This window comes from uncultured Ruminococcus sp., assembly GCF_946415235.1.
Taxonomy (GTDB): domain Bacteria; phylum Bacillota; class Clostridia; order Oscillospirales; family Ruminococcaceae; genus Ruminococcus.
The window spans coordinates 1-15,532 of sequence record NZ_CAMKRR010000066.1 but is presented as its reverse complement, the minus strand read 5'-3'; the positions used below and the strand labels follow the sequence as shown (position 1 = coordinate 15,532).

Sequence of the window (15,532 nt, the reverse complement as noted above, 5' to 3'; positions counted from 1 at the left end):
TCGTGAATTTGTCGCTTGTTGAGTTGACCGAGGATGCAGTTTGCTTCTCTAATGGTGAGATGCTATATATCAGCAGAAGGAAAATACCATCCGTCCGAACAGCATATCTAAAATATATAAAGAAGGTGCTGATATGATTTATAATATTGCAGAATTTGTAGCAACAGTCTCCGATTGCACTATTCTATTTTGGTTTCTGATATTTTCATTATCTTTCAAAAAAATCTCTACATTACTGAAAATAGTGTATACATCTTTATTCTCAGCAGTTATGATACTGAATATTGTTATTCTGAACTACCAATTTACGTTGGAGGGCGTGTTTACTGTCCTTTATCTTATTACACTGTTTAGTTTTTCAGTGATAGCACTACAAGGAAAATGGTGGCATCAACTTGTTTTATCATTGATAGGATTATTAGCCATTTTCTTGACAAATGCTATTCTTTTGGTTACATCCTCATTCATATTGAGAGAAGAATATGATAGCATCCTTATTATGAGAAATCCGGCGAGAATATTTCTGCTTTTTCTATCAAAACTTATTTTAATCTGCTTGCTGATACCAGTTGCAAATTTGATACGAAAGAAAAGAATAACCTTGCATCTGCTACAAAGTGTAATCGCCATTATTGCCCTTATGATTTCTGTAGTAGCAGGAATTACTGTCGAGAAGATGATTCTGGAGCATCTTCTCCCACCTTTGTATGCTACAATCATTATGGTTTCACTTGCAACAATTAATATTCTGCTTATTTTCATACTTTTTCAGTTTACGATGCAAAATCAATCTCAGCTTAATCAGGTTGCCTTACAGACACGCTTGAATGATGATGAAAAGAAATTGCAGGAATCTGTGCAATGGAGTAATGCAGTACGAGCTTTGCGACACGATCTCAGTAATCACCTCATCTCTATTTCTCAGTTCATAAAAAGCGGCGAGGACAATAAGGCGCTTGCCTACATCGAGAAAATTTCTGGTAATCTCCCTGATGCTCCTGCTTTCACAGACACCAATAATTCTACTCTTAACGCTATTCTTGACTTAAAGCGAATGATCTGTCAAAAAGAAAATATAAATCTAAAGTGTTATATACAAAAAGACTTAGCTCCTTTTGATGACACTGCATTCAGTACAGTATTTGGCAATATCATGGACAATGCCATTGAAGCTGAAAAAAATGAACCACAAAAGGAGATTCGACTCTCACTGGAATCTAAAGGAGTATATCTGCACATTACTGTACAAAACCGCATACAATTCCCTGTACTCGTTAATGGGGAACTACCAGACACAACTAAGCGTGATAAACGTAATCATGGATTAGGTATGTATAGTGTAATGGAAACTGTCACTCAAAACAATGGGGCAATAAATATCTATGAGAAGGACGGCTGGCTTATCGTAGATGTGTTGATGCTTAGCCAATAATTCAAAAAAAGCGTATATCGCAGAGCTTATTGCCTGTGATATACGCTTTTTCTTATATGCATTCGAGCTATTCTCTCAAGAGGAAATAGCTGTTTTTATTGATATATATTATCGAAATGGTACTGCTATCGGATATTGTTGCTATTTTAATAACTGCGTTTACAGAAGGCTTTGGAATACAAAAAAGAAACTGCTGACGGACATCATCCTGTCCATGTAAGATGATACAACAACAGGTGCTCCTGACATTTCAAGAGCACCTGTAATCGTTTATTCAGTACCATTATGATCGAACAGTTCTGTGAAACAACTGGTAATGTAGTCCATCTCGGTCTTTTTAGCTGAATCATCAGCGTGACTGTAGACATTGAATGTTGTAAGAAAGTCCCCATGTCCTGCATAATCCTGTATCTGTTTCATCGAGAAACTGTTATTGTTTGCAAGAAGACTTATACAGGAATGGCGAAGTGCATGGAACTTTATGTGCGGAAGACCATTTGCATTGAGCAGCTTGTTGAAGTGAGATGTTATGCTGTCAGGAGTAATAAGAGTACCAACAGCATTCACACAAACGAAATCCATATACGCTTTTGTTTCTCTCGGCATGGTATCATGAGTAGCTTTAAGAGCTTTCAGATAGTTATACAGGTCATCGTTCATGGTGAAGCTGCGCTCACTGCTGTCTGTCTTGAGGAAAAACTTCAGTATGATATCCCTTGGTTTCTTGCTGCCTGTATGTCCTATGACTTTATATGTGCCTGCTGTAAGGATACTTGAATCTCCAACTATTACAGCCTGTCGTATATGTATAAGCCTATTTTCAAAATCTACGTTATCCCACGTCAGACCAACTATCTCTGAACGTCTGAGTCCGAGTATCATCGCAAGGATAACAGGCGTTTCGATATATGAACCCTTCGCAGCCTTTGCGAGTGCGTTAAGCTGCTCAGCATTGTAATAACTAGTAACTGATTTACTCTTTAATGGCTTATCTACGACATTCATGGGATTCTTTATGATAAAGTCGTTCTTTTCTGCATATCTGAACGCTGGGCCTATAAGGCTCAGCAGCTTATGTACCGTTTTTGGACTCTTCCCCTCACTCAGCTTATAACTGCAGAACGATTCGATATCCTTTGGTTTCAGATCTCGTATAGGCTTTCTGTTGGCAAAGTAAGGCTTCAGATGTGTTTCCAATGCGTTAAGATAATCGTTATATGTAGTCGGCGACAGCTTTGTTTTCTTCAGTTCAAGACAGTAAGCTGCACACTTGTCGAGAGTCCAGCCACCATATTCACTATCAACGACGCCTTCAAACTTAGCGATTATCTCTTTAGCCTTGTCCTCGCCCTTACGCTTGTTGATTTGCTCTCCCCTGTTATTCATTCCCTTGATTCCGGTTGATAGTTGTTTTAACTTTCGCTTTCCTGTTGCATCCTTGATGTAAAAGCTAACGTGCCATATGCCTTTGTTAATATGAACACTATACTTCATGTCTATCCCTCCTAAGTTTTCTGCCGCAAGTTCAAAACCAGCGGCAGTCTCGTCGTTTTTGTCAGTTTCCGATAGAATTGCGATTGAGGAACTCAATCACATTCACCTTCGGTATCTTGAAGGTATATCCTATCTTGATATATGGGATCTCGTTGCTGCGGAGAAGTTCCCTCGCCCTGTTCTTTCCGATATGAAGCATTTCCTGAAGCTGCTTCACTGAGATGATATCAGGGTAATCCTTGAAGGCATTATCTGTTGTCATCATGTGTTGCTCCTTTCTGGCAGAGTGCTCTCCGCCTACTTGATTAACAGCAGCGATGCCCCTCGCAGGAGCATCGCTATCATGCTTATGCACTACAATAGTATATAAGTTTAGTCTGGTAAGATTACATCATATGTCTCGCGCTTATGTCCTAAACGTTCAGGTATCTCAAAGAACTTGAGTACGGTGTTGATTGTATCAACTTTGATAGTTCCTTCGAGCTTTTTCGTGTATGCACCAGTTTCGTTGCAGGCAGCTGCTACCTTGCTCCTTAAAAGAGACATATCTTCGACTTGCTTATATTCTTCAAGAGCAGCTATCAAACGATTTTTGCACTTAACTTTGTTGTCATAGTCGATACGCAGCGTATCATCGTAGCTACCCATTCCATAATATGGGAATATGTGATTGATGAATGAATGCGGGTGCTCCTGCTCCTCAGCCTTGAGCTTCTGGATGAACTTAAGCTTCATATCAAGAGTCTTGATAGCAAGATCATTAGGAATAAGTTTTTGGGGGATGGGTGAAGGAACTGAATACGGTTCCTTAATGTAACGGTAAGTGTATGGATTATCATTAGCTGCCTTGAAGTCCTTGAGCTGCTCAATCAGCATATGTTCCATTCTTCCGAGGTCACCACTGGAATAGTCAGGAAGAAGAACAGTGACAGGTCGTGGGTTACGTCTGTCCACTCTTACTCTACCGATTATCTGGATAATCTCCTCGGGCTCGAAGGACTCGGCAACGATAACTTCGATCGCACTGTCATGAAGTGAAAGTCCGATGTTAGCTACTTTTGTGGTTATCAGTCCAGATCCTTCAAACATTGAGTTCTCTGTTATCTTACTGATCTCCTCGTTTAGCGCATCATCAACAGAATCTGAATAGATCTGCTGTGCTGGGGGATCAAGATGCTGGTTGAAATTTCTGCCCTTGTCGATATCGTTGAGAAGCATCAATGTCTTCTTGCCTGATTTCGAGATGGCGTTTATATACTCTGCAAGCTTCTGCGGATCGCTTGGATCGTAGATCTTGAAGTTGAGGTAATCCCAGTTCGCTTTCATTAGTACAAGTTGCTGTATACGAGTGTACTTTGTGAAATCGAACATGGCGATTTCTTCTGGCGATGCATCGAGAATTACGTTGGATGGATAGCGGTTGTCATACTCAATATACTCCTTACTCCATATCAACGGCAGTACATTGTCGATAGTAGCTGTGATATAAATTCTCTTTGTAGTATCGAGGTTGTTCTCAAGCCACTGCAGCATCTGTTGTGGATACATAGCAAAAGTTGCATCAGAGCTGAGACAATGACATTCATCAAGAAAGACTGTAAGAAACTTACCTTTAAATAGATTCTGTCGGTTGATAAAGCTTTGATATGTCAGTATGTAGACATTCATCCGCCCTAGGAACTCTTCAGCCTTATCGGGCGGTATGCAAAGCTTTCTAGCCACCTCTCTACGCAGTTGTCGCTTGGTGCAGCGTCTCGGAGTGTATACTATAACTGTTTCATCTGGCGGCTTTTCTTCTATGTAATCTGCGATCATTTGGCTCTTTCCACAGCCCGTCGGGCCGTTTATCACCATTGAGTTGCCGATTTGAAGTTTTTTTATCATATCCGAATCAATTACCTCAGATAGATACTTGTTCGGGGGACCAATAACTGTAGGGATGAACCCGCTCATGCTAATGATGGACGGGTTCAATGTAGCTTCAGCTGTCGCAGTTTCGAGGCCTTTGATGCTTTGAACCTTATTTTTAAAGTCACTGCATATTCCTCTCCAGAAACATTGAGAGCAGTCGTTGCAATAGGGGTTTAGTTCACACCGCTTTTCTTCACCAAACAAGACCTCTATATTCTTGCCTATGTGTTTCTCAACAAGCTGGGACTTTACTATCATTTATTGTCCTCCTTTGATTCGATTCCGCCGGGCTCATCTTGGTTGCTGTTTTCCGTGGGCTCCTTTGAACGGATGATGATAGGCTTGTTAAAATCTATAGACTCCTGTGATTCGAGTCCATAGAAGAAGTCATACGGGTCATCAATTGAGGGCTCGTCTTTGTTGTTTGCCGCGGACTCTTCTGATTCAACTCCGACGGACTCGTCTTTGTTGTTTGCCGTGGACTCCTCTGATTCGACTCCGATGGACTCGTCTTTGTTGTTTTCCGTGGGCTCCTCTGATTCGACTCCGATGGACTCATCTTGGTTGCCGTTTGCCATGGGCTCCTCTGATTCGACTGTGAATTTGGATCTCATAGTTGTTCCTCCTTGATTTAAGATTAGTATTGAGGTATAATAACAGTGATACCAATCACCGTTATTGATACATATTTTGTAATGCCTAAATTGTATCACAGTTCATTTGATTTGAGAATGGCTAATCCTGCATTACGAAAATTGTAGTTTGCAGGATTATGAAACGATAGAAGAAGTGACTATATATCGCTGTTTGCGTGAGTAATCTCTCTAACGGACCGCTATAGATTAGGAGGAGCGAGTATGAATAACAACTTGGATTACGACCTGGATGCTGTTATGGAAGAGTGGCGAGAAGAAAACAAGTACAGAGACGAAGCTGACAGGGATCACATTCCTGAAGATAAAGATAATCGGACCATCAAGAATGTCATTAAAGCTATGGAAGAAAGATACTTCGACGGTAAGCACATCTTCCGTAATGGCGGAAAGAACTCAGACTTTTTGTTCAGATATGAAATCAAAGAGCTGTTAGTAGCTATTCTGAAACTGGAACTCAGTGATCCTTTCAAGGATGCAAGAGCATCAAAGACCGGAGTAAGCTCCGTAAATATCAATACTATTGAAAGAACTTACTCCAATCTTGAAGAAATTGACAAACTTAGATCTTATGAAAGGAGAGTGTTAAGTCTTTCCTTCGACTCAGAGGTTGCAGCTAAACACATAGAAACGTTAAGAAGGCTGAGCGCAAGTATGAGCAGATTCTTTCTCATGGATGCCATGTTCTACAACAATAGTGCAAGCGCTCCGTTTGTTGATATAATTAATCAGATTGACGTGTGGACTGCGAATCTATGTATGCGTCAGTACGAAATTGCAAAGTATAAGGATTCGCGCCCAATCTTCAACTTGGATCTCTTCAAGATGCGAGTGGAACGTCACGATAATTTTGACTTTGTGGCTGACATGAGGCTTGCTATCGTAAAGGCTATAAAGCGAATCTCTTCAATCATATATGAATTCGACGAGAATAATGTTTGCAAGAGGAGAAAGATAACCGATGTCATAGCTGAACTTGAGACAGTAAGAAGTGACAGTTTTGCTTTGCTTAGAAAACAAGCTGAAGAGGTCGACAACATTACTGCTGTCGTTGAGAGCGGAGATGATGAGAGCCGAAGAACCATGGATAGTTTTTACGAAGTACTGTTTGAAGGATTGTATCCATATTCAAAAGATTATGCCGGTACTCCTTTGCCGCTTCGTTGGTCAGATTCTTATATATATAACATGCTTCCTAAGTACTTCTATAAGTATCTCAAGTTTATGACTGATCCATCTCCAAGCTTTGAAGATAGAAGAAAAGTTCTGAAAATGAGGCAGTTCCTATCAACCCAGTATATAGGCTCATTCTCGTTCTTCCAAACCCTTGTGCGAACGGAAAATGAACTTCTTACAATAACAGAAGGAAAGAGCTATGGCAGCTTCAAGGAATTTGATGCGGATACAGATATCAGGAAAGTTATTGACGAGCACTTCTGTTACTTTATAACAGGCGTGCAAGACAACGCAAAACTTAGAAGCATGTCTTTAGATAGTATGAAGGAAGCTCTCCGTAGTACAACACTTGGGAAAAGCATCGCTGACAATTATGATAAGCTCTACCACCAATGTGAGGAAATCGTGTCAAACGTATTCGCAATGGTGCTTAAGCTGGAAGCAGAGAGGCAGAAGATGTCAAACGATACGATGAGCGATGATATTGAGAAGCTATTTGCAAGTATAGGCTTTAGAAGGACGTTTGATTCCATTCCAGATTACACAATGAACCATTATTCCTATCAAGATGATCAGTCATCTAATCTCTCAGATGAGATGAAGCAAAATATCGAAAGCCAATCTTCTCCACCTGAACTAGATGATTATATAGGTTGCGAAGGAATACTGAAAGCAATGGGACTTAGAGCTGTAAGAAAGCCTATCGATAATGATGATGCTGAAAACGAGGAGAAAACAAAGGAATGAAGCCACCTGCACAGGCATAGTTGGTACTTCGTGATACTGCGAGAAGCGATTCTGAACTGTATTAGTATGATTTGTCCACAGATGGCTACAGAATGCATCGTAGAGGCAATTTGCTACGATCTGACTACTAGAAGAGAAATGATGGACGTGTCTATCGCCACGTCCTTGCGTAACTGCTGTCGCAGTTACTGAATGCGGAGGGATCATCCCTCCGCGCCACCTGCAGGGGCCATGCCCCTCACATTTCGCTCTGACTTCGTCATCGCAAAATGCACACCCCGCTTCTTAGAGCCGTAATACCACGCTAATCTTATGATCTTTAGCCCTTCGTGGAGGTTCAGGTTTCGCTTGTAGCTCTGTAACCTCTATGTCTCATGGACAGCTGTGACGAACTGCTAGAAGTAGATGGTGGAGTGGTGAAAAATGCAGAAAGCTTATATTATATATATAAGGTTTTCGCAAATATCACCATCATTCTCTTGGAGGGTGGTTCATCACATCACCACACACACTTCCAGCAATTCGTTATCGCACATTACATCACTTCTGCCTGATCCACCGGAAATCTTGCAAAGACCTTGACAGTACAATCTTCCCTGAGAAGCCTTGCTCTTCCGATAGCCTGTTCGAGTGCAGAACTAATCATCCAGAGCTGAACTTTTCTGAGCCTGATGTCAGAGAACGTATTAAGATAGAATTCGCACCCGTTATAAGCAACCTTGGTGTTCCGCATCTTCTGCTTATAAGGATCAACTCCCATGAGCATACCGTAGAGCTTGTACACGTCCTCGTGTGAGTTTGGCAGCCCGATTACAGAGATATTCTTCCCTTTGAGACAGTTCAGCCCCTCTATGTTTCCATAGTGATACGCTGTACCGAACTCTTCCTCTGAGCACTTGAAAGTTATAACTTCATCATCGCCTACTATAGAATGCACAAACTTCAGCAGCTTAGACGAATCTTTGTTCGTAAGAGCGCTACGGCTGTACGAACTGTTGGTGTACTGAAGAATCTTTCCCTTGTAACGAGCTTGTTTACAGCTATATTCCGTAACTTCCGTGTTCATCAGGTACTTGTACAAGTCGGCAGAAGCTGTAGCAGACATAATAACTGCTGAATCACACGGCAACGACTGCCTTTTGATGAATGTGACCTTTCCTGCCTCCTTAACAAGCACCCGAGCATCCAGAAGTTCAATGATATTGGAGCTGATATTGCTTAGCTCTGTTATCACGTCAGCATCTACCGTTATTCCTGCTGATGCTCTATATCGCTGGTATATCTCACCAGACAGAATGTTTTTGAGTCTGTTTTGAGAGCCAGGACCGAAAGAATCGCTTTCTAAAGCCTTCTCTATGTCCTCGCTGTCAACGGTAACAGTAGCACACACAGAGCGCAGGATATCTTCGTCTATGATCACCTTGTGGGTTTTGAATATATCTGAGTTTCTGTTGAAGCACAGCAATCGCTCATGCGTCATGATGATGTGCCCATCGTAGTTGAGTGCAGCATCAAGTTCACTGAAGAAATTCTCAACGTTCTCACGATCATTGCTCCCGTACGGAAGCTGATCGCTTATGTCCCTCAACATCTCAAGAGCTATCTCTCCGGCCCCTATGTTGTAGATATGATCAATTTCTTCCTGTAAGTTGTCAGAGAGGATCGGCTGTGGTACGATGCGTACATTATGTATATCCATCCTGTTGGCCTTCTGATAAATTTCTTTTGCGAGTTCGTGAGTTGGGACAGCCAGTATGTAGCTATCTTTCGTTTGTTCCAGAAATTTGAGAAACGTGCTCGTTTTTCCCAGACCTGTCTGAGCTTTCAGCAGCTTCACCCCAGGCAGATTTGAATTGACAGCTGCGTAAAAGTTCTCCTCAAGGCTTTTCTCAGCCTCCTCAACCGAACAGTAGTCTTTACGCTCTATCGGCTTTATACCACAGAATCCCGGCTTCACGGTTCGTATCATGTTCTTATAATGCAGACATTCCGCGCAATGGAGACATTTGTCACAGGACTGAGGGTTGTACTGCATATCTATAAAAGTATCGAGGATTGCTGCCCAATCTCGTTCATGATAAGCAGGCTTGTCTTCGTTCTGAGGAGAGTCTATTATCCTCAGGAACTCCTTCTTGCCTTTCTCCACATTCACTAAGTTTGTAGCTAAGAGGAACATAAGGGGATAGAAATAGTATGCTTCGCCGCTCTTGAAATCTCTGAACAACCTGCAGCTTTTCTCAAGCACGTCGAAGTCAATCTTTTCGGTCTGTCTGCGTTTGCCCTTTTTCTTGACCTGATAGTCCGTCTTCTTGATACTGGCAGTTCTAGGAACTGTCTTTATCACCGGCGAGCCTTCGCTGTCGTGCTCGATAACAGGTACCTTCCCGTTGAGCTGTACGACAAAGTTTTCATCGATACTCGTGTAGAACTTATCGATCTCTCGGGTGTAATGAGCATGACCATATTGTCTGTGCATATAACTATTAAATGACAGGATCAGTTGCGTGAGACTTATCTCATTAGCTTCAGGTGCCATATCATACAGCCCGTGGTTGCTGCCGAAGAACATTCTGGCAAGATCTTTACAGCTCTTATCGCATTCGTTGAAGATACGCATGAATAGAGCTGTTATTATCTTCGCTGTATTGGGATCATAAATCTTTTTGTCAAGAGCGAACACCATTCTGAACTTGTCAGATTCAGGAGCCCATGAGAAAGTCTTATAAGAAAAAAGAACCGACAGTTGGTAGCTGTCGGCTCTTTCTTTCATTTGTGTGTATGTGGCGTCGTGGTCGATATCGACAACAAACAGCTGCTGTTCTACAAAGTTCTCGTTCTTGCGCGAACCATCATAGACAGCGGGACAAAATGTGCAGCCCTTTTTGGCCAGTCGTTCTGCTAGAAAGTCATAAGTAAGCGTAGCAGGAGAGAGATTGCGGCTTATGCGACCTTTCTCCTTTCCTTCCGGTTTCTTCTTGTAGCGGTGTCCATCGAAGGACACCGTGTATTCTTTATGCATTTTATACTTCCTCCTTTAAAAGGCGTTACAATATAGTTATAAAAGAGTACAAGATAATACAAGAAGATACAAGAATGACACAACATTATAGTAGTGCTTTTGCAGATGATGCCTGAAATCTGCCTTCAAATCAAGACAACGACACCTGGTTGGCGACAACAGAAAGTTTTAAGTATATAGATATAACAAACTCGGCTGTATACGCGGAAGAGAGCCCTACGCAGAGCAGTGTATACAGCAGCGGCTCAGGGACATTGCATCATTCTCTGAGTCAGCCAGTCCGAGCGTTAGCTCCTTACTCTTCTGAGACGCCCCGAAGCGCAATGCTTCGGGGGACATATTGTGCTTCGCTATGAGGCCCTTCAAATGGCTATATATGGGAAAAGAATTTTTGGTATAAAAAACTTTTTGGTTCTCATCTATATATAGTGCGAGACGAAAAGATTTTTTAGTGATGACAGAGAGTGTGCGTTCCATGTTCCGAGTGCCAAGGAAGTTTGAAGCATGAACTGCGGCTGAGAAGCATACGGTCACCCCTCATACTCAGAACAAAAAATAACCACGGTGCTCACGCCGTGGTTATCTTTGTATCTGCTCAGAATGCTTCAAGCAGGCTGTATTCCTCTTCGCCCTTGATAGCACAGAGCGTTTCGTGGAGCAGGCTGCGGTCTGCGAGCATATCCTCGATCTCGTCACAGGTATAGCCGAACTCCAGCAGAAGCTCCACATCAGCGGTATCAACTCCGTAACAGCCACAATAGGCAAGCAGGAGTTCTTCATGCACGTTATAATAAGGCTCGTCGTCGTACCAGCTCAGATACTTCGAGCGATATTTCTTGGGCTGAAACTGAGATCTCGATATCCTTCCAGTCTTGTCGATGCACAGGATATCACCCTCGTCTGTATCGATGCGCTTGCTCTCGAACTTATGCAGGCCCAGCTGCTTCAGAGCCTTCTTCATGATCGACTCCGTTGAAGCGTATACAAAAAGGCCGATTGTCTCGAAGTGGAGCAGGCACATCGGGTTGCTCCCTTTTATAATGTATAAGCTGTTGGTCTGATCGAGAACGGTAAAAGTGAAGTTTCCCTCGACTGTTTCTGCCATATACTGCAAGCTGTCGAAGTCAAGTTTTCCCTGCTTCTCGATAAGCTGAACGCCGATATAGCTGTCAGTATCGATATATGTATCGGGGATAACCTTGTCACGGCGGAGCTCCTTGTCATTCCAGAGGACGCCGTTATGGGCAAAAGCGAACTCCTTGTCAGCGTGGCCAGCAAACGGGTGATTGTTGTAATTCTTCTTCTTATCGCCCTGTGTTGCAAATCTTGTGTGTCCCATAACCGCTTTTGTACCGTCGGGAGCGTGGAAGTGCAGCTTGTGCGCTGCTTTCGGTCGTTTGAATATCGTTACTCTGCCGCCGTTGATGTAACTGATACCGGCTGCGTCTGTCCCTCTCTCCTCAGCTGCGTTTGCCAGAGCCTGAGTGAGCTTTCTGAGCACCCTGTATGGGGCAATTCCTCTATAATCGAGCCATCCGAATAATGCACACATATCACATATCCTCCTCTTCGTTGATATCATCGTTGACGTAAAGTTTGCGTTCTTTCAGGTACTGTATCAGCTCAGGCTCCCTGATATCGCCTACAAAGTCCAGCCATGACAGCTTGGACAGAGTATCGTCGGTGTTGTTGATCGCAGCATCAATAAAAGCGTTGACAAGCTCAAGAACAGCGATGAAAGTGTTGTATTTCAGCGTTCCTCTGAACATCCTGAACTCGATAGTTGCGTAATTCATAAGATTTACAGCGGCATATCGACCATTGTTGCCTTTCTTCGCCTTATCAAGGATCTCACGGCCTGTCTTCTCAAAGCCATAGCGAGCTGCCCATCTGTTCATGGCGTACTCGGAGCGGCGTGAGAATTTCAGCAGTTCGTTCCAGTGATTCTCCACAAAGTACAGTATCCTGCTTATCGTTTCATCCTGCTCCTCACGGTTATCACCGAGACAGTCACGGTTCACATGAATATGAAGTCCGCAAGTTGAAGTCTGATGTGAACGATAGCCCAGATAGATCGCTTTCTTCATTATCTCGTCCAAGTGAAACTGCTTGTGGAAAGCAAGGGACATGGGATGCGTTACCAGCTCCATTCCGTCGTCAAGAGAGCCGTCACCCTTGATGTAGATGTACTCCTCGTTTCTGTTGGCGATAGCAAGAAGCTCGTCAGCGTTGTCCGAGTCTTTGCCTGCTCCGTCAATTTCAAGCTCTACACCGAAATATCGGTGAGAATCGCCATAGAATATCGGCTCGGGTTTGTATCCGTAGTCATGGATGCTTCTGTTTTTGTCAACTTCGTCGTGGTAACAGTCGCTGCAGTAATCGTAACCGTCAAGGTGATAGGCATCGTCCTCATGGAGCAGAGCATCACAGCAGCTGCAGCGAGTATAGTGATTGTGATAGCAGTTGGAGCAGAGCGTGGTGTATTCATCGCCGTAGCTGTCATCGGTCCAGATAACAGAGCCGCAGCGGTCACAGGTGGTCGTATGGTTTTCGTAGCAGTCGGTGCAGACGATCTCGCCGTTAACTTCCTCGTAGTCCTCGTCGTCTGCGATAAGTGCTCCGCAGTGTGAGCAGTAGATTTTGTTTTCTTCCATTGTATTATCCTCCTCAGGGCATAAAAATACCCTCCCGAACCGAATCGGGAGGGTTTCTTTGTATCAGTATTCTTCTGCAAGCAGCATTGTTGAGTGATCGCCATCGTCTATGATGTAGACTTTGGCTGTGATCGGAGTATCTGAGGGTATCAGATATTCCATGTGGTATTCGGGTTCTTCTGAAGTGTGAGAAATGCTCTGCATCGGGCCTGATGCCGTAAGCTCAAAGACTTGAATGTAGTCCTTCGCCCCCTGCATCCTTTCCACGCATTCCCACATGAACAGCTGAAGTTCCAGCGGTATCGTGCTGTCAACTCCACAGGTCAGATAACGTTCATTTGTAAACATCGTGTCCTCCTTCCGTTTGCTATGCTCCTATGTTCCGCCGAAGCGGTCTTCTATGCGGTCAGCCATTATCGTATAATCAGTACCTGACATAGAGGCATATCAATGATATATAGCTAAGAACGGGAAGAATTCCATCGCTTTTGAAATCTTGTCAAAAGATGATACAAGAACACAACATATATGTAATGCTGAACTCGAATAGTCAGGAAAAGCATGAAGGAGGACTGAGTTATGTCAGAATGTTACAACGAACCCAAAATACTCACTTGTAAGGAGGTCATGGATGTACTTAGGATAAGCAGATGTTTGTTTTACCGTTATATTAAAGAGGGGAAGATCAAAGGCTACAAAGAGGGCAACAAAATCAAGGTACCCTACAGTTCAATAGAAAGCTACATTACTGCCCGTATGAAAGAGGGAGCGTGATTATCACGCTCTTCTTTCACAGCACAAGATCGTACAAGATAGTTAAAAATATCACTTAGAGAGGAGGGAATGTACGTGAAGTACATAGTTAACATAGAAAGAAGACTGTATTCGATACCGGAAGCAGCGTGTTACTATGGAATGTATGAGGAAAAACTCTACAGTCTTGTGAAATCAGGAGCAATACGCTCCAAGCAGATGGGAAGACGATTGATGATATACGGAAGAGAGATCGAGAGGTACCTGATGGAGGAGAACAAGCGATTATCCGGTGAAAGTTGATTGCACTTGTTTTGAGTTTGCTTGTTTACATAATATTATTCATTCGATGATACGGCTCTCTTTTAGTACTTATAGTAAGCTGTACTGAGTACTTATTATCCATTGATAAAAGCCTATATCAGGGGTATCATAGAACCAAAAGGTATCGAAGGAGGCGTTCAATGGATAACAACGTAGGACAAAGAATCAGGTATTATCGCTTACAGCGTGGAATGAGCCAGGAGCAGCTTGCGCTACAGGCCGAAATCAATCCAGCGTTTCTTGGGCACTTGGAAAGAGGATTGAAAAGCCCTACAATGACTACTCTTGATAAGATAGTAAACGCTCTTGGACTAAGCTATAGCGAGTTTTTCAGCGATTCTACCGATACTGCTGACACTGAAGGCAAACGCTTCTATATGGATATGATCTTGAACAGTGTGAAGAGACTGCCTGATGATAAGTTGAAAATAGCTGCTGACATTATACTCAAACTTACTGAACTGACTGATTGAAATGAACCGCTTGGCTGAGGTCAAGCGGTTAAAACTTTCTGTGAAATAATACTGAAAAGTATTGACAACGATTTGCTATAGGTGTATAATATTATTATGGAAAAAGATACATAATTATAAAGAAGGTGGATATTATGTATTGCAAACACTGTGGAAAAGAGTTGTCCGACACCGCATTATTCTGCATTGAATGTGGAAAACCGACTCGAGACGTACATGGATTGGGCAACGCCATTCAACGCCAAAAGCCAAACAAGTTACATACATTAGCCATAATAGCTGTTATATTTATTATCATATGTGTAATCTTTTATAAGATATGTTCAAATGACAGTCAGGAAAAAGAAAACAGCAGTCTTTCAAGTGCTTCAATTAGTATTGAAGTACCTTTAAATATAACAGATATGCGCTTTGATACAAATGAACGTTATATTGATATGACCATAAAGAATATTTCTGTTCAGACTATTGCATATGTTTACTTTGATACATTTTTTTATGACAGACTTGGTTCAAGACTTGATACAACGTTCTGGGAAGAATCAAAGACTTTAAAGTATACAGGGCCATTAAAAAGCGGTGAAGAAACCTCTATTCGCTTTGACGGCACAGGGTATATGCCATTCGATACCAGTGCTGTTTTTCCCAAAAGCATAAAAGTAGTATTTCTTGACGATTCTGAAATATCTTTTGAAAACGATCTGTATTGTGCATCAGATGATTTCTGCGGCAAAAAATTTAAGGATTAATGTTGAGTGGGGGAACGAAAATATGTATTGTCCAAACTGTGGTAAAGAATTGCCTGAGGGTGCAAAATTCTGTGACAAATGCGGTTCATCTGCCGATGGTACATCTACAACGCCGCAAACAGATCCGGCATCTGAAAAAAATAAGCC

The 15,532-nt window shown here is 42.5% G+C and carries 15 protein-coding genes; 7 read left to right on the top strand and 8 right to left on the bottom strand.

The annotated features are described in order from the left end of the window. Window positions 1-133 precede the first annotated feature (133 nt). Complete coding sequence (locus Q0R37_RS11160) at window positions 134-1,432, top strand: GHKL domain-containing protein (RefSeq protein ID WP_294754477.1); 1,299 nt, start codon at window positions 134-136, stop codon at window positions 1,430-1,432. A 270-nt stretch (window positions 1,433-1,702) separates the two neighbouring features. Here the strand turns inward: Q0R37_RS11160 and Q0R37_RS11155 are convergent, their stop codons facing one another. The 4 genes from Q0R37_RS11155 to Q0R37_RS11140 form a co-directional block, all read right to left on the bottom strand. Further along, window positions 1,703-2,818 (bottom strand): site-specific integrase, encoded by a 1,116-nt coding sequence (locus tag Q0R37_RS11155; RefSeq protein ID WP_294754475.1) that lies wholly within the window; start codon window positions 2,816-2,818, stop codon window positions 1,703-1,705. Between the two features lie 169 nt (window positions 2,819-2,987). Then, window positions 2,988-3,191 carry a helix-turn-helix domain-containing protein gene (locus Q0R37_RS11150; RefSeq protein WP_294754474.1) on the bottom strand — a complete coding sequence of 68 codons (204 nt, stop codon included), beginning with the start codon at window positions 3,189-3,191 and terminating at the stop codon, window positions 2,988-2,990. A gap of 107 nt (window positions 3,192-3,298) precedes the next feature. Continuing rightward, window positions 3,299-4,810: an AAA family ATPase gene (locus tag Q0R37_RS11145; RefSeq protein WP_366517422.1), complete on the bottom strand. Its 1,512-nt coding sequence runs from the start codon at window positions 4,808-4,810 to the stop codon at window positions 3,299-3,301. 281 nt (window positions 4,811-5,091) lie between these two features. Next, window positions 5,092-5,451, bottom strand: a complete 360-nt coding sequence (locus Q0R37_RS11140) for a hypothetical protein (RefSeq protein ID WP_294754472.1) — start codon at window positions 5,449-5,451, stop codon at window positions 5,092-5,094. 243 nt (window positions 5,452-5,694) lie between these two features. Between Q0R37_RS11140 and Q0R37_RS11135 the strand changes: the two genes are divergently transcribed. Then, entirely contained in the window at window positions 5,695-7,413 is a 1,719-nt protein-coding gene (locus Q0R37_RS11135; RefSeq protein ID WP_294754470.1) for a hypothetical protein, read from the top strand. A 535-nt stretch (window positions 7,414-7,948) separates the two neighbouring features. On the opposite strand, the gene Q0R37_RS11130 is transcribed toward Q0R37_RS11135, so the two are convergent. The 4 genes from Q0R37_RS11130 to Q0R37_RS11115 all read right to left on the bottom strand — a co-directional run bounded on the left by Q0R37_RS11130 (window position 7,949) and on the right by Q0R37_RS11115 (window position 13,434). After that, a complete protein-coding gene (locus Q0R37_RS11130) occupies window positions 7,949-10,432 on the bottom strand; it encodes a hypothetical protein (protein ID WP_294754468.1) in 2,484 nt (827 codons plus the stop codon). Window positions 10,433-11,027: 595 nt separating this feature from the next. After that, window positions 11,028-11,984: a class II glutamine amidotransferase gene (locus Q0R37_RS11125; RefSeq protein WP_294754467.1), complete on the bottom strand. Its 957-nt coding sequence runs from the start codon at window positions 11,982-11,984 to the stop codon at window positions 11,028-11,030. 1 nt (window position 11,985) lies between these two features. Continuing rightward, complete coding sequence (locus Q0R37_RS11120; RefSeq protein WP_294754465.1) at window positions 11,986-13,086, bottom strand: amidoligase family protein; 1,101 nt, start codon at window positions 13,084-13,086, stop codon at window positions 11,986-11,988. Window positions 13,087-13,149: 63 nt separating this feature from the next. Then, entirely contained in the window at window positions 13,150-13,434 is a 285-nt protein-coding gene (locus Q0R37_RS11115; protein WP_294754463.1) for a DUF960 domain-containing protein, read from the bottom strand. A gap of 231 nt (window positions 13,435-13,665) precedes the next feature. On the opposite strand from Q0R37_RS11115, the gene Q0R37_RS11110 reads away from it, so the two are divergent. From Q0R37_RS11110 to Q0R37_RS15680, 5 genes are all read left to right on the top strand, one after another. Then, complete coding sequence (locus tag Q0R37_RS11110; RefSeq protein WP_294754461.1) at window positions 13,666-13,860, top strand: helix-turn-helix domain-containing protein; 195 nt, start codon at window positions 13,666-13,668, stop codon at window positions 13,858-13,860. Window positions 13,861-13,935: 75 nt separating this feature from the next. After that, complete coding sequence (locus Q0R37_RS11105) at window positions 13,936-14,142, top strand: helix-turn-helix domain-containing protein (RefSeq protein WP_294754459.1); 207 nt, start codon at window positions 13,936-13,938, stop codon at window positions 14,140-14,142. Window positions 14,143-14,303: 161 nt separating this feature from the next. Then, a complete protein-coding gene (locus tag Q0R37_RS11100; RefSeq protein WP_294754457.1) occupies window positions 14,304-14,636 on the top strand; it encodes a helix-turn-helix transcriptional regulator in 333 nt (110 codons plus the stop codon). Window positions 14,637-14,770: 134 nt separating this feature from the next. Next, window positions 14,771-15,385 carry a zinc ribbon domain-containing protein gene (locus Q0R37_RS11095; protein ID WP_294754455.1) on the top strand — a complete coding sequence of 205 codons (615 nt, stop codon included), beginning with the start codon at window positions 14,771-14,773 and terminating at the stop codon, window positions 15,383-15,385. Then, window positions 15,354-15,532: zinc-ribbon domain-containing protein (locus Q0R37_RS15680; protein ID WP_366517421.1), on the top strand; the 179-nt coding region annotated here is incomplete at its 3' end. The genes Q0R37_RS11095 and Q0R37_RS15680, both read left to right, overlap by 32 nt.

Coding starts and splice junctions, on each gene's coding strand:
- Q0R37_RS11110 (WP_294754461.1), top strand. CDS start 13,666: ATGTCAGAATGTTACAACGAACCCAAAATACTCACTTGTAAGGAGGTC.
- Q0R37_RS11125 (WP_294754467.1), bottom strand. CDS start 11,984: ATGTGTGCATTATTCGGATGGCTCGATTATAGAGGAATTGCCCCATAC.
- Q0R37_RS11115 (WP_294754463.1), bottom strand. CDS start 13,434: ATGTTTACAAATGAACGTTATCTGACCTGTGGAGTTGACAGCACGATA.
- Q0R37_RS11145 (WP_366517422.1), bottom strand. CDS start 4,810: ATGATAAAAAAACTTCAAATCGGCAACTCAATGGTGATAAACGGCCCG.
- Q0R37_RS11095 (WP_294754455.1), top strand. CDS start 14,771: ATGTATTGCAAACACTGTGGAAAAGAGTTGTCCGACACCGCATTATTC.
- Q0R37_RS11135 (WP_294754470.1), top strand. CDS start 5,695: ATGAATAACAACTTGGATTACGACCTGGATGCTGTTATGGAAGAGTGG.
- Q0R37_RS11130 (WP_294754468.1), bottom strand. CDS start 10,432: ATGCATAAAGAATACACGGTGTCCTTCGATGGACACCGCTACAAGAAG.
- Q0R37_RS11150 (WP_294754474.1), bottom strand. CDS start 3,191: ATGATGACAACAGATAATGCCTTCAAGGATTACCCTGATATCATCTCA.
- Q0R37_RS11140 (WP_294754472.1), bottom strand. CDS start 5,451: ATGAGATCCAAATTCACAGTCGAATCAGAGGAGCCCATGGCAAACGGC.
- Q0R37_RS11100 (WP_294754457.1), top strand. CDS start 14,304: ATGGATAACAACGTAGGACAAAGAATCAGGTATTATCGCTTACAGCGT.
- Q0R37_RS11155 (WP_294754475.1), bottom strand. CDS start 2,818: ATGAATAACAGGGGAGAGCAAATCAACAAGCGTAAGGGCGAGGACAAG.
- Q0R37_RS11160 (WP_294754477.1), top strand. CDS start 134: ATGATTTATAATATTGCAGAATTTGTAGCAACAGTCTCCGATTGCACT.
- Q0R37_RS11120 (WP_294754465.1), bottom strand. CDS start 13,086: ATGGAAGAAAACAAAATCTACTGCTCACACTGCGGAGCACTTATCGCA.